General features: G+C 45.0%; 10 protein-coding genes and 1 pseudogene. 3 read left to right on the top strand and 8 right to left on the bottom strand.

The features are described 5' to 3' along the window. Positions 1–194: 194 nt before the first annotated feature. Complete coding sequence (locus tag AB6C75_RS09380) at positions 195–374, bottom strand: YdcH family protein (RefSeq protein WP_372107620.1); 180 nt, start codon at positions 372–374, stop codon at positions 195–197. A gap of 667 nt (positions 375–1041) precedes the next feature. Here AB6C75_RS09380 and AB6C75_RS09375 point away from each other — a divergent pair. Next, entirely contained in the window at positions 1042–2082 is a 1041-nt protein-coding gene (locus AB6C75_RS09375; RefSeq protein ID WP_372107619.1) for a DUF1214 domain-containing protein, read from the top strand. Between the two features lie 90 nt (positions 2083–2172). Here AB6C75_RS09375 and AB6C75_RS09370 read toward each other — a convergent pair whose 3' ends face one another. The 7 genes and pseudogenes from AB6C75_RS09370 to AB6C75_RS09340 all read right to left on the bottom strand — a co-directional run bounded on the left by AB6C75_RS09370 (position 2173) and on the right by AB6C75_RS09340 (position 10713). Beyond that, positions 2173–3087, bottom strand: a complete 915-nt coding sequence (locus AB6C75_RS09370) for a LysR family transcriptional regulator (RefSeq protein ID WP_372107618.1) — start codon at positions 3085–3087, stop codon at positions 2173–2175. 217 nt (positions 3088–3304) lie between these two features. Then, the gene (locus AB6C75_RS09365; RefSeq protein WP_372107617.1) at positions 3305–4549 is read right to left on the bottom strand and encodes an NADH:flavin oxidoreductase/NADH oxidase family protein; all 1245 of its coding nucleotides are present in this window, start codon (positions 4547–4549) and stop codon (positions 3305–3307) included. Between the two features lie 177 nt (positions 4550–4726). Further along, positions 4727–6175 (bottom strand): DUF1254 domain-containing protein, encoded by a 1449-nt coding sequence (locus AB6C75_RS09360; RefSeq protein WP_017096310.1) that lies wholly within the window; start codon positions 6173–6175, stop codon positions 4727–4729. Positions 6176–6187: 12 nt separating this feature from the next. Further along, positions 6188–6865, bottom strand: coding sequence for a hypothetical protein (locus AB6C75_RS09355; protein WP_059017660.1), 678 nt, complete (start codon positions 6863–6865; stop codon positions 6188–6190). A gap of 61 nt (positions 6866–6926) precedes the next feature. Beyond that, positions 6927–8461 (bottom strand): annotated as a pseudogene (locus AB6C75_RS09350) (sulfatase-like hydrolase/transferase). 186 nt (positions 8462–8647) lie between these two features. Continuing rightward, a complete protein-coding gene (locus AB6C75_RS09345) occupies positions 8648–9544 on the bottom strand; it encodes a LysR family transcriptional regulator (protein WP_269335202.1) in 897 nt (298 codons plus the stop codon). A 17-nt stretch (positions 9545–9561) separates the two neighbouring features. Then, positions 9562–10713: an anaerobic sulfatase maturase gene (locus tag AB6C75_RS09340; protein WP_372107616.1), complete on the bottom strand. Its 1152-nt coding sequence runs from the start codon at positions 10711–10713 to the stop codon at positions 9562–9564. 242 nt (positions 10714–10955) lie between these two features. Here AB6C75_RS09340 and AB6C75_RS09335 point away from each other — a divergent pair, with 242 nt between their 5' ends. Both AB6C75_RS09335 and AB6C75_RS09330 read left to right on the top strand, forming a co-directional pair. Continuing rightward, complete coding sequence (locus tag AB6C75_RS09335; protein WP_372107615.1) at positions 10956–12356, top strand: DUF1254 domain-containing protein; 1401 nt, start codon at positions 10956–10958, stop codon at positions 12354–12356. 158 nt (positions 12357–12514) lie between these two features. Continuing rightward, the gene (locus AB6C75_RS09330) at positions 12515–13627 is read left to right on the top strand and encodes an OmpP1/FadL family transporter (RefSeq protein ID WP_372107614.1); all 1113 of its coding nucleotides are present in this window, start codon (positions 12515–12517) and stop codon (positions 13625–13627) included. Positions 13628–13711 lie beyond the last annotated feature (84 nt).

Here is a 13711-nt window from a genome sequence, read left to right as displayed (position 1 = left end):
TTAACATAACAATACAACGTATTAACTCAGTTGAATTATGAAGAAGTGATTGAGCCAAAACGAAAAAAAACTCCCGAAGGAGTTTTTGTCTAAGTCTGTAATTCGCCATTTAGTTAGTCAGAAAAATTGCCAACTCACTAGCCCGTTAAACGAGCATGCAGTGAATCTTTAAGCTCAGAACGATCATGTTTCAATTAGTGCATCGAGCCGTCATCAATGGGTGAATCTTTCAGCTCTAGTTTACGAATCTCTTTATCAAGGTTGTCGTATGTCTTCATATCTTCTGCAAAGCCATCGTCAGTTTTAGCAAGCTCAGCAATTTTGTCTTTCATTTCAGGAAATTCGTGAACAAGAGAGTGATTTTCACCTAGCATAGAAACCTCTTAAGTTGAGTAAAGTGATTGGTAGTACACATTCATTATTTACCTTAGCAAGGGACTCAAATAACAAATGAGATCCAGTACACAGCCTAGAATATAGACAGTTCAGATTCACAAATTTACAACATAAATCGGTAGAGATGCGTTGTTTTACATAGAAGAAAGCCTCACGTAATCGCAAGGCTTTGTAGAGGTGAGTTCTTTATAAGAACAGTGACAGAAATGATAATAACAGCAGCTAAAAAGTATTTTCAAAAAAGGATTAGCTGCTACACCCACCAGAATGAACTCGATTCATTTGATCATGTGAAGATGTGTCAGAGCCTGTCGATTGGCATCCTGCCACAAACAATAGCGTTACAGATAAGATAAGCCATTTCATAATTAATCCTCTTTTAGTCGTGACTAAAGCATAGTGCTTAAAAGCGCGGATACCTCAGTCATTAACTAAAGCCTTACCTGCCGATAAAGCCTTAGTTAATGAACAAAGCATCGCTTCATTAATTAACGACCAGTCTCCGTGCAAAAAACTTTCACCAAACGAACAAAAAACAGTCACAACTCTCTCTAAGCTTCACAAAAACCAGCCTGCCGATTCCTTTTGGTTATTATATAAATAACATCAATTCATTTTTTGAATTACCACCAAGCCGATACATTAGTGTCATCTCCTAATGACGACCTCAAGGTAAACGATATGAAAAAGACCATTTTAGCAACACTGATTACCATCACATCAATGCAAACAATGGCAGCAGTTGAAGTAACCGACGAAAACTTCGCTCGTGCAGAAAGCGACCTTTACTTCACTCAACAGTTAGAGCATCAACCGGTTAATGTTTTTGAGCATAATCGCGAGAACGTAACGGTAGAGAACCAAATGATTATCCGCTCTAACACCGACCTGCTCTATTCAACCGCGGTTGTCGATGTCTCTGAAGGCGCAACATTCAAACTGGCGAAAGGCGATGGGTACCAGATCATGCATATCTTCAATAACAATCATGATAACCACATGGCCATTTATGGTGGCGAAGAAATTTACATCGACTCAGAAATCGCAGGTTCAGACTACATCTACATACTGATGCGAACTGCAACAAGTGCTGGCGCAGATGAAGCGCATCGACTGCAAGATGCGGCGGTCATTAATGCGAAATCAGCTAAGCCTTTTGAACCTGCTTCAGATTGGGATGATGCTTCTCGAGATAACGTCCGAGCAAAATGGGAGAAGCTAGTTAATGACATCAAGACTGAAGAAGCCTTCACACCAAACATCACAGCAACATCAAATAACAAGCAGTTTATGATTGGTACTGCGGTGGGTTGGGCTGGTATGCCGGCAGAGCATGCTGTGTATACATCACGAGCGGGCACAGGTAAAACAGAATGTGCAAACATCACGTTTGAAGCACCCTCATTACGTTATGACGAAGGCGGTTATTGGTCAATTACGGCCTATTCAAGCCAAGGCTGGTTGATGACGAACAACAACAGTGCTGATTCAACGACATCAACACCCAATAAAGACGGTTCTTACACGATCCACTTTGCGCCAAAAGGGCAAACCTGTGACGCTGCAAATAACGTAATTGAAGTAAACGATGATGGCTGGAACTTTGCGGTTCGTGCATACCGTCCTAGCGATGAAGCGGTAGCATCCGGTGAGATGCACAACTTCCCACAGGTCACGGCTAAGTAGCGGGGAATAACGACTGAGTTGCGAGTAATTAGTGTTAATTAACTGGCAATAGCAGCTGCTAACAAAAACCTAGCCTCTCATTTGAGAGGCTTATTGCTTTTCTTTTATGATGGCTTGCGAGGTAGTGATAATTTTGCGCTTAAGCCATTGATTCATCGGGTGCATTCTCTTGTTATGAGATTCCACCAACACGATCTTTTTGAGCTCTTCCGGTGCATAATCAGGAAAAGAGAGATAATCGAACTCTTCATAAAGATAAAGAGCAAGCTGCTTGGAACACGGTAGAATCATGTCACTTTGTTTGATGACCTCTAATAGCGTGTGCAAATACGAGCTTCTTGCTTTCACTTTAAGCTGCTCTGTCGACAAATGCTTGGCGATATAAGGCTGAATATCATTCCACCCCGGTATCACCAAACTCGCGTATTCCGCTTCATCTATCTCTTGCTGTGAAATCACTTTGCCAGCTAATGGGTGGCCGGTTTTAACCAACCCGACAAAGTCATCCTCACCGATAATCTGATGAGTAAACTGCTTATTCGTGTCGATTGGAGAAAAGTTGATAGCTGCTTGTATCTCGCCATCCAACAATTTTTTCAGCGTTTGAGAGCCCCAATTAACAATATTGACTTGAGCATTCGGCGCTTCTTGAATGAGACCAAGGCATAAACGCGCCCCAAGCCAGTTCGAGATAAAACCGTTAATTGCAATCGTGATGTTGCCTTGATACTCGGCAGGGTCAAAGCTTGGGGTTTCAAGAATCACGTCGTCCAAGCTTTCCATGATCATTGGCAGCCGTTCACCAAGCTCTAACGCACGTGGGGTTGGCTTCAAACCGGAATGGACACGAGTAAACAATTCGTCATCAAAGTATTCTCTCAATCGCCCTAGTGCTTTACTCACTGCGGGCTGACTCAGCGCCAATTTATTGCCAGCAATGCGAGTATTTTTGGTTTCTAGCAAAACCAGAAAAACGCGGATTAAATTGAGATCCAATTGTTTCATAGTTACCTGTCATTAAAGTTTGGTCAGGGAGATATTTAGCCGTCTGGCGATAAACGCTAACTTAGCGAATATCTCTCTCATTATGGCTCATTTGACGATTGATTCGCTTAACGATCTTTAACTCTTTCTTACTATCTAGACAAACTAAACAATAAATCATCATAGAAAAAGCAGAACTTCAATTCCTCAAAGTTCTGCTTTAACAATCCATGACTGCTTACGCTCTGCGCTTTTTGAAAGCGTGCCAACCAGCGCTGAAAATTGTTTTTAACACCACACCGAGTGCGCTTAGTTTTGGGTCGGCGTTCTTGCCAGAGGCAATGCGCCACATCTGATGTTCATACCAAACCAGCCCGACCATCGCCACCTTGTCCAATGCAGGTTTTCCTGTGGTTGGCACCGTTAGCGGCATGCCGTAACTAGGGTTTTCAATTAACTTGTTAGGGAAGTCAGGATCAACCGCCATTGTGCGCGCAATGCCAATAAAATCGGTCGCCGAGGTGTTTAATGCGTCATTCATTGCTTGCGCGGTTCGAAAACCACCCGTGACCACCAGCGGTGTACTCACGAGTTTTCTCGCCTTAACCATGTAATCCATAAAATACGCTTCACGTTTTACTGTGCTGGACTTGATTGATTCAGCTTTGCTCTTTGAACCCATCATTGATGGACTTTCATAGGTGCCGCCAGAGATCTCAATCAGGTCGATACCGTTATCACTCAGTGTTTGCACAACCTGCATCGACTCTTCTTCAGTGAAGCCACCTTTCATGAAGTCGGCGCTGTTGAGCTTAATTCCGACAGGGAAATCTTCACCGACCTCTTTTCGAATCGCGCGATAAACCTCAAGCACAAAACGAAGTCTGTTTTCGAGTGAGCCACCCCATTTGTCTTGGCGTTGATTGTGTCTCGAAGACAAAAACTGACTCACGAGATAACCATGAGCACCGTGAATCTGCACGCCAGTAAAGCCTGCTTGTTTTGAAAGCTTTGCACTCAGCGCGAATTTATCAATGATTGCGATTATTTCCGTCTCAATCAGAGCTCGTGGCGTATTGAAGCCTTTCTCTAACCCGCGCTCTAAAGAGATCGCCGAAGGAGCAACGGGGCTATCACATAAGAATTTAGGAATTTGCTTTCCTGGGTGGTTCAATTGCATCCATATCTGCGAACCATTTTGTGTTCCAGCCTTCGCCCACTCACGAAATACGCTTAAGTCACTTTGCTCATCCAACACAACGTTTTTAGGTTCACCAAGCGCACCTCTATCGACCATCACGTTGCCCGTCATGGATAGGCCAATTCCTCCTTGAGCCCAACGCTGGTAAAGCGTGACTAAACCTTGCTTAGGGTTATGATGTTTATCACCTAGCTGTTCACTCATTGCCGATTTGAACAGGCGATTTTTGATCACTTGGCCATTAGGAAGAGAAAAAGGGTCGTTGAGGCAGATTGGATTCATGCGCGTGGTTACTTTCTTTGGTCTATATATTGCGTCCAGTATGCCCTATTTTATTCGACAGTTCTGAGCATTTAGTGCCTATTTCGAAGCAAATTTCACTCAATAATAAAATGCCAGCGGCATAGCCGCTGGCATTAATTGATTATAAACAAAACCTTAAACAGGCGATCTAAGTCATCACTTTATCGTGGATTTCTTGACCTTAGTGAACGGTGTCGATTTCCATTTATCGGTTCTTACCTCTTCACCGGGCGTGTACATGCGTAACACTGAATACCATTGGTGAGCGGGGATAGGTAAGAAGTTAGGATCATCTTCATGCCCTTTTACATCGCTACTCATGTAAATGGTGTAGCTGCCATCAACATTAGGCGTTAGCGTTCTGTCTCCACGGGAATGACGGTTTAAGTCATTTTTCTCCATCAATCGGCTTTCACCACTGTAGGCCGTGTATGACCAAAAACCACCCTCTTCTAGCGGTGGCGAATCGAAGGTCACCGTGTAATCATACTTACTACCATCGAGCGCACCGCCTTCACTATCGAAGAAGTCACCGCTGTACATAGTGTGTTTTGCAGGCAGCCCCCATTGGCCCATTAAGGTGCCGTAGGCGTGCTGAAAGCTTGGAACCTTGGTCATTTCATCACGAGTGCCTAACACGTCACGTGAATCATCAAAGCCCGCATTAATGATTCGTTCCAGTCCGTCTTTTTGACCAGACTCGATCATACGAAGCTGCTCTTTCATAAATGGATGATTGGCTTTGCCTAATTCAAGATCTCCTAAGCCAATGTACTCGAACAGTTCAACCAGCTTTTGGTCATGTGCCTTCATAGTTCCTTCAGACAGAATGAAATTGGTTCGTTCGACCCAATTAGAATCTTCAGGGTCTGGATACTCGCGCTCAACAGGATCTGGCCCTTTCTGACCTAAATATTCCGACAACGTCCTAATATTCCATTGATCCATTAACTTTTGAGCAGTTGCAGAATCGTCACCGCCAAGGTCCATGATTCGCCCCATCATCTTGACCAGCGGATGCTCGACATAGATGACTTGATCGACACTCGCAGGCACTTCACCTTTCCACCCTTCAACTGCATACATGAAGCTGCCGCCTTTTGTGCCTCGCTGTGGAGAGCCAAAAGCCGAGTCAGTAAAGTGCTGCATATTCATGGTATGGAACAACCAGTATCGATTGTCATCATGGTCTGGAATCGTAACGATGACAGGCTCTGCTGCTAGATCCATCCAACCCATCAAATGTAACGTGTCATTGTTAATCGTCGGGTGCGCAGTGTAAGTGTCGTCAGCAAGTATTCGAATATTTTGGAATCGATTCAAAGGGTAATCTTGCTCAACGACGGTTTTGTAAAAGTATTTGTAGGCTTCATCTATCGAGTACGCGTACTCATAGGCAAGTTGTGCCAATAGCTGATTATCCTTTTTGAGCGACGCTAAACTCGCCATCTCAACGGGGAGAGTTTCCGTCTTTATCTCCATTGCTGTTTTTGTTGCCACAGCTACGCTCGTCGCGTCCACGGATTGGCTCGCGAGTACCGGAGACGGAAGTGCAACCATGAAAGCACAAGCCAGTGCTGTCGCAAGTATGTTTTTTTTCATCATTTAATGTCCTAACTAAAAACGAGTACGGAAGGTGATCCAAGTGTTGTTGTCAGTATCACCACTAAAGATGATGATGTTGTCACTATCGACCTTGTAGCCCAGTTGCATTTCAGCAGAGAAATCTCGTGTGTTCTCACCATCTAATCCGTAGGTGTATTGTGGAGCGAGTAGAAGATAAAATTGGTCAGCAAAATCGTACTTTAAGTAGTTAATACTGCTGATGATTTGCGTGTCCTCAAACTGATTACTCTCCTCCCACATTTGTCCGTACGTTAGGGCGCTGTACAGGTTAACCTTATCGCTCAGCTTGAACGACTGCATGATGCCCGCCGACGCATAGTTTGAGGTTATGCCATCGTTGGAGAAGTCGTGTCCAGCATCAACAAACAAGCCAGTGCCCGTTTTCTTGTTGGGTGTGAAGAATCGTGCTCGATAGTTTTCAAAGTTGTTTTTGCCTTCCAGCTTACCCAACACACCCCAATCGCCACGATTCACGCCAAACTGGAAGGTAGCGCCAAGCCCTTTATTGCCCGCAATAAGTTCACCTCCCGTATAAACGGCCATGGGGTCAGCCATATCACTGGCAGGTTCTTCTTGAGCGGAAACGGAAAATGCAAAGGGGATAAACGTAAAGATAGAGAGTGTAAAAGTGGAAAAAGTGCCCGTGAGCAGACGTAACGGTTTCTTCATATTGTTGTCCGGTAGTAAGGTGCGCTTGTTACAGCACACCTTGCATTAGTCGTATTTGGCGTTAGTCAGCAACCACTGATTTGTCTGCCATACCAATACCACCAGCTTTCTGTCTTGGTGGAAACGCTTTGAGTGACTTCTGATATTCCGCTGCTGATTTTTGCAGCTTTGGTAATACCCAAGACTTCTCTTTCATCCATAAGAACCAACCACGAGTATCAGGGCTACGCTCATAAGGATCAGCCTTGATGTTGATGAGCATCCCTAGTGGCCACTCTTCAGGAGGCGCAATCCACTCCGTTTTGGTTTTTAGGTGCACTTTCCAATCATCCACTCGGAACGCATTCAAATCTTGCTCGTTGTAGAAGAAGAACTCATGACGTTGACTCGGCTCGCCTTTGGTCAACATATCCAGCTGGTTATAACCATCCAAGTGGACTTGGTAACGCTCGCCGTTTAACTCTTTTCCATCAAGCAGCTCTTGCTTAATGTCGCCTTCACCCACTGCAGCCATAATGGTTGGCACCCAGTCTTCAGATGTCATGAAGCCATCGGTGTATTCACCTTGAGGGATTTTATCTGGCCAGCTGACCAGCATAGGCACACGGAAACCGCCATCCCATGTCGTGCCTTTTTGTCCTCTGAATGAGGCAGAGCCTGAATCAGGCCAGTGATCTAGGTTTACGCCGTTGTCAGAGGTGAAGAGAATGATGGTGTTGTCGATTTCGCCCAAGTCTTCAAGCTTATCGAGTAATACACCGATCTGGTCATCAAGTTCGATCAAGCCATCGTAATACGTGTTGGTTTGGCTCGCGCCTCTGTACTCAGGACGCACATGGGTTTTTTGATGCATACGAGTCGGGTTGTACCACATGAAGTATGGCTGCTCGTCTTTCTCCGCTTCATGTTTATCAAGCCAATTAGTAGCAAACTCCAAAAATTCGCCATCCACTGTCTGCATGCGCTTAGCACCTAGCGGGCCTTTGTCTTCAATCGTTTGTTTTCCAACCACACCAAATCTAGGATCATCGGTCATATCTGCAGTTTCCGTCGCAACGGTATGAATAACATTGCGAGGGCGACCTCTGAAGTCAGGGTCTGTAGGGAATTCCGGCTGTTCAGGCATCTCCATAACGTTGAGGTGGTAAAGGAAACCGAAGAATTCATCAAAGCCGTGCACCGTTGGGAGGTGGCTATTGTTATCGCCTAAGTGACTTTTACCGACATGCACGGTCGCATAGCCTTTGTCTTTCAGCATTTCGGCTAGGGTTGGATCTTCTTTTTGAAGGCCAAGCGAAGAGCCCGGCTGACCGACAGACGTTAAGCCTGTTCGGAAAGGATATTGACCTGTGATAAAGGCAGATCGCCCCGCGGTAGAGCTGCCTTGTGCGTAGTAATCACTGACCATCATGCCGCGCTCGGCAATTCGATCAATGTTCGGCGTATCCACCGCGCCTAAACCACGGTGGTAGGCAGATCCGTTGGGCTCACATCATCGAGCATGATAGCAACCACATTGGGTTGGCTCGCTGCATGTACGTTGACGCTCGCCAATACCGAGAGCGCCAGAGCGGATTTAACAAAAGACTTATACATTTATAACCCTCATTCACTATGAGTAAATCGCTAGAGCCACACCGACAATGATGTATGTCTCAAGCGAACCGTTGTTTAAATAAATGGTATAAGAAAGAGGCCAAAAATGGCTTGATAGCCACTATTACGATTTTTAATAGTGGCAGTTAGAAAGGGAAGTTATTTAAAGAGAATAGTAGCGTGATGCTAGGATTGAATAATCGACGCAATTTCTTTTTGAAGCCAATCCGTGAACGGGTTATTGCGGTTTGCTTGATGAGTAAACAGTGCCAACTCTCGACGATAGGTGTCTTTCAACATTTCCGACGGTAAATCGATACAACGATAAGAGTGATCAAGCAAATAGCGACATTTCGACGATGTAATATAGATAAAGTCACTGTCCTTAACGATCTCCAGCATCAAGTTCATATTGTTGCTTCTGAGCGCGATGTGTTTATCTAAGTCATATTTTTTGATCAACATTTCCGCCTTGGACGGCTGAATGTAACCAGGGATCATATTGATACAGAGTGGGTATTTCAGAATGTCCTCAAGGGAATTACCTTGAATTGGGTGGTCAGCTCTTAACACCAACATGAACTTATCAAAGCCAACTGGGCGCTCAGTCAGGGTTTTATTGACCTCCATGGGAAGATAGCTCACTCCCCAACACATTCGGTTGGTCTCTAGGGACTGGACGCCGTTATCTAACCAAGGTGAACATTGAAACGTCACTTGCGGCGCTTCTTTGGTCAGCTTTTTGATTAATGGCACACCCACTGGGATCAACAGCGGGGAAGGCAACATGATTTGAACCTCCCCTCTTAAATCTTCCAAGCCCCACTCATCATTGGGTATGTAAAGGTTATCTAGTTGCTCTAATAGCAGAGGCAAGGTTTCGATAAGCTTTAAGCATTTTGGGGTGGGTTCAAGCCTTGCTTTATCTCGAACAAACAACTCGTCATCAAATTGTTCTCTGAGTTTACGAAGCATGACACTGATCGTCGGCTGACTTACGTTTAAAGCTTTTGCTGCACTCACCGTTTGACGAGTTTCATTAAGCACCAAAATGAGCCGCAGTAAGTTTAGGTCTTTAGTCATGCCCTACTCCAAATGATTTAGAAAAGTGGAAAGTACGCTGGCGAATACCCTTTTTTCATCGCTTCTACCATAGGCAGTAATTTGGGTAATGCGTGACGAAAAAACATCTCATACCCTTGGCACAAATGATTCATCGGACTGCCATCTTCGGTTGTTGCTATTCTGTTTTTAGGACAACCACCTTGGCAGAGTTCAACAAAATCACAACGTCGACAAGTGCTGTTTAACTCATCATATTTGTTGGTGCCAAACGCGATTTGTTCTGGTGAGCTCGCCATGGTTGCAAGCTTATCACTGTTCATGGTGCCCAATTGATGATCTTGATACCCATAATGGTCACAACTGTAAACATTGCCGTCATGCTCAACCATTAATTGCTGTCCACAAGTCGCGCTGTGATGGCACATTTGGCTTTGGTAACCCATCAACACCATTAAACAGTTTTCAAAAAACTGGATATACACTTTACCGACATCATTGGCGCTCCATGCATCAAACAAGTCACAAAGAAATTGCCCCCACTGCTCGCCCGTTAACGACCAATCATGCCCTGTTCGCCTGTCCAACTCATGATCGATACAAGGCTGAAACTGCATGTAATCACTGCCATTTTCAACCAAAAACTGATAGATCGTTTTACCGTGTTTGTAGGTTTTATTATTGACGACCGTTAACGTATTAAAATCAACATTGTGCTTCTTTAGATAAGACATCCCACGCATTGTGCGTTCAAAAGACGACTCGCCATTTTTGTCGATCCGAGCGATGTCATTCAGAATATTGGGTCCATCGATACTGATGCCCATCATGAAATTGTGTTTAGCAAAGAAACTCGCCCAGCGATCGTTAATCATGGTTCCATTGGTCTGCATCGTATTCACGACCAGCTTGATTGTCGCTTTGCTTGCCTGCGTTTTCATCGCCGTTTCATAGAAATCGAGCCCTCTTAACATAGGCTCGCCACCATGCCAGATAAAGTCCACTTGCTGATCTTTCATTGGCTGCGCGTCGATATGAGCACCGACAATTTTCTCCATCATGTCCAAAGACATTGACGATCTTTTATCGCCATCTTGTCTATTGAGATAATAGCAGTAGCTACAATCCAAATTACATTGAGCTCCTTCTGCTTTAATGAATAAGCTAAAAGGATAAGTAGATGTGTTCATATCGATTCCCGTACTTTTTTGCCAACATATCAACCGAAAATCAATCAAACAATAGCGCCTCAAGCACACTACCTGCACACGTCGTAGAGTCGCTTCACCACCCTAAATCAATGTCAATTAAAACAAGCACTTGAGTTCCAAAAAGAGACTATTAACATCCTTAATATCGGCTATTACACTCCTTAATCTCACTTGCTCATATGATAAATGCCTAATTCTGTTCCTACGATCTAAGGTGTTCCATGAGAAAGCTCCTCTATAAGAAAAGTGTACTGACCAGTTTAGTGTGTTCTTTGTCCAGTATTATCACGATGCCATCCCTTGCCCAACAATCTATTAATCCTGAAGAAGAGCTCGCTTACAATCTCGGTGTTCAAGCATTTATCTATGGTACAGGCCCATTAACCGTGGCAGCGGTTAGGCAAACGACCACATCTGTTGATGCGCCAATGGACAACGCTATGGCACCATTGAATGAGATGGGTAAAACACGCGTTCTATCCGGACCTCAGGATAGAATTGTACCGACCGTCAACAACGACACGCTCTACTCACAAGCTCACTACGATCTGGATTTATCGGGCCCAATGGTGATTGATATTCCTCGCACCGATAACCGTTACTACATTGTTCAGTTATTGGATGCTTACTCAGATTCGATTGAAGATCTGCACGTGAAGAATGTAGGCGACCAAGGTTCAAAAGTGCTTTTGGTCAACAAAGGATGGGCTGGTGAAGTACCAGAGGGAATTGATCGTGTCGTAGAATCTCGCACTCCTATGGTTTGGTTGATTCAACGAACGGGCGTGTTTGGCGAGCAAGACCTCAATGACGCACTGGTTATTCACGATAAATTCCTCAGCTACCCACTCGATCAACTCGGCGCAGAGCATGACATCGTAGAGCTCAAAGCTTCGACAGGTCGTATCCCACCCATGGCGAGGCCTGAAGGGTTAGAGTGGTATTCGCTAATTGACCGTGAACTACGTAAAAACCCGATTCCAGAAGATGCTGCCATCGTTGATCAATTCCAACAAATTGGTATTGGAGGATCGACCCCCTTTAACCCTGAAGCGCTAACCTCAGCACAGAAAAAAGGGCTAATGCGCGCGATTGAGTCTTCACAGCCGATCATTCAATACGCTGGTCGAAGCATCGGCGATGTCAATAATGGCTGGTCGATGATGTACGAGGGAGGCCGTTACGGGAATGATTACCTGAGCCGAGCGAGCATCAATATGCGTGCGGCTGGTTTGAATGTGCCAGAGCGAGCACTCTACCCAAATCGATACACGGACTCGAATGGCGAGCAACTGTCGGGAGACAATCAATATCGAATGACCATGCCTGCCGATGCACCCGCTGACGCCTTTTTGTCTTTGACCATGTACGACGCTAAAAACCTGTTCATGGTTGAGAACTTCATTCAACGCTACTCCATTTCAACCAATCGTAAAGATGAGCTGAAATACGCAGAAGACGGCACCTTGCCAATATGCATTCAATACGTAAAACCGTCCGATCCAACGTGTAACTGGCTACCAGCACCTCAGGATGACTTCTATCTTCACATGCGCCTGTATGAGCCAACTCAAGCCGTTCTCGACAATGAATACCCACTGCCACAAGTTGAAAAGCTCTAGCCTCAATTAAGTTAATTACTTCGATTAATCCAACTAAGTCGATCAAGTCGATTGCCACAGCATTCTTAATGTTCGCTCGTGGCAATTCGTTCCATCCCTAAACACATGGCTCAAACTGCTAGCAACATAGCTCATACACTGAAAATGAGGTTCTATTCTTGAAAACACCTTTCATCACACTGTCTCTGTTAGTAACAGGGATAGTCAGCTCTCTCGCTCACGCGGGAGGGTTAAATCTATCTCAGATTGCGACCACTAAAAGCGTTGGCACAGCCGGCACGGGAAACGTAACCGCGAACGATGCATCCGCCGTGATCACCAATGCTGCGGGGTTATCGGCTATTGAAGAAAGCGCTTGGATTCTCGGCGTTCAATACCTCGATGTTGAAACCACTTTTGTTCGTGACGATAACTCGGCTTCGACCACAGGAAGCAGCGCGGATGTTCTCCCTCACCTGTCTTACGCATCAAGGTTAAATGACCAATGGGTCGTTGGCGCAGCATTGCACGCAGCTGGCGGCACTGGCGTTGAATACTCACACGGCGTGGGCGCGCACCCTACTTTATTGATCAAAGAAAATAGCATTTCGGCGCTCAACTTAACGTCGTCATTGTCGTATCAGGTCAATGAACAACTGTCCCTTGGTGGTTCTTTGATATTGCAGCACGCTGCGCTTGAAACTCAAGCATTGAATGGTCGAGAGCTACAAGGAGATAGCCTTGATCTAGGGTTCGGTCTGAGTCTCAATCACCACATCAGTGACAACACACAATTGGGTGTTAGTTATCAGGGCCAATTTGATCACGACCTTTCCCTTGATAACGCCAACGCTTTTGGAATTAGCTCTGAACTGACGTGGGTTCGAAGCTTAAACTTAGGGTTGAAGCATTCATTAAATGAAGACTTAAACCTTCTACTCAGCTCCAACATGGAGACTTGGCAAGATTATGATGACAAATACTCAACCACCTACTCTCTTGGGGTTGGTGTGGAATACGCATATGAGGATTGGTTGCTGTACAGCGGGCTGAACGGTGACACGAGCCCTGTAAGCAGTCAAAACAGAGATGTGTTACTCCCGCTCGATAAACAGTGGCGTATCGGATTCGGCGCTGAGAAGAAGATATCCAATGACTTACATCTAGGGTTGAGCTACCAATACCAAGATTTAGGCCATGGTGAAATCAGTGCGGACTCAGGACTATTTCAGCCTTCTGGCAGCTATTCGACCAACAGAGTTCACTTCATCACTTTGTCTCTTCGCCATTAAAGCGAACTCTTAAGCGTTCCATTCTAGCTTCTAGCTTCTAGCTTCTAGCTTCTAGCTTCTAGCTTCTAGCTTCTAGCTTCTAGC

It is taken from the genome of Vibrio sp. 10N.237.312.B06, from assembly GCF_041464685.1.
GTDB classification, from domain to species: domain Bacteria; phylum Pseudomonadota; class Gammaproteobacteria; order Enterobacterales; family Vibrionaceae; genus Vibrio; species Vibrio tasmaniensis_A.
The sequence above is the reverse complement of the archived record's forward strand: the minus strand, read 5'-3'. Positions and strand labels throughout refer to the sequence as shown.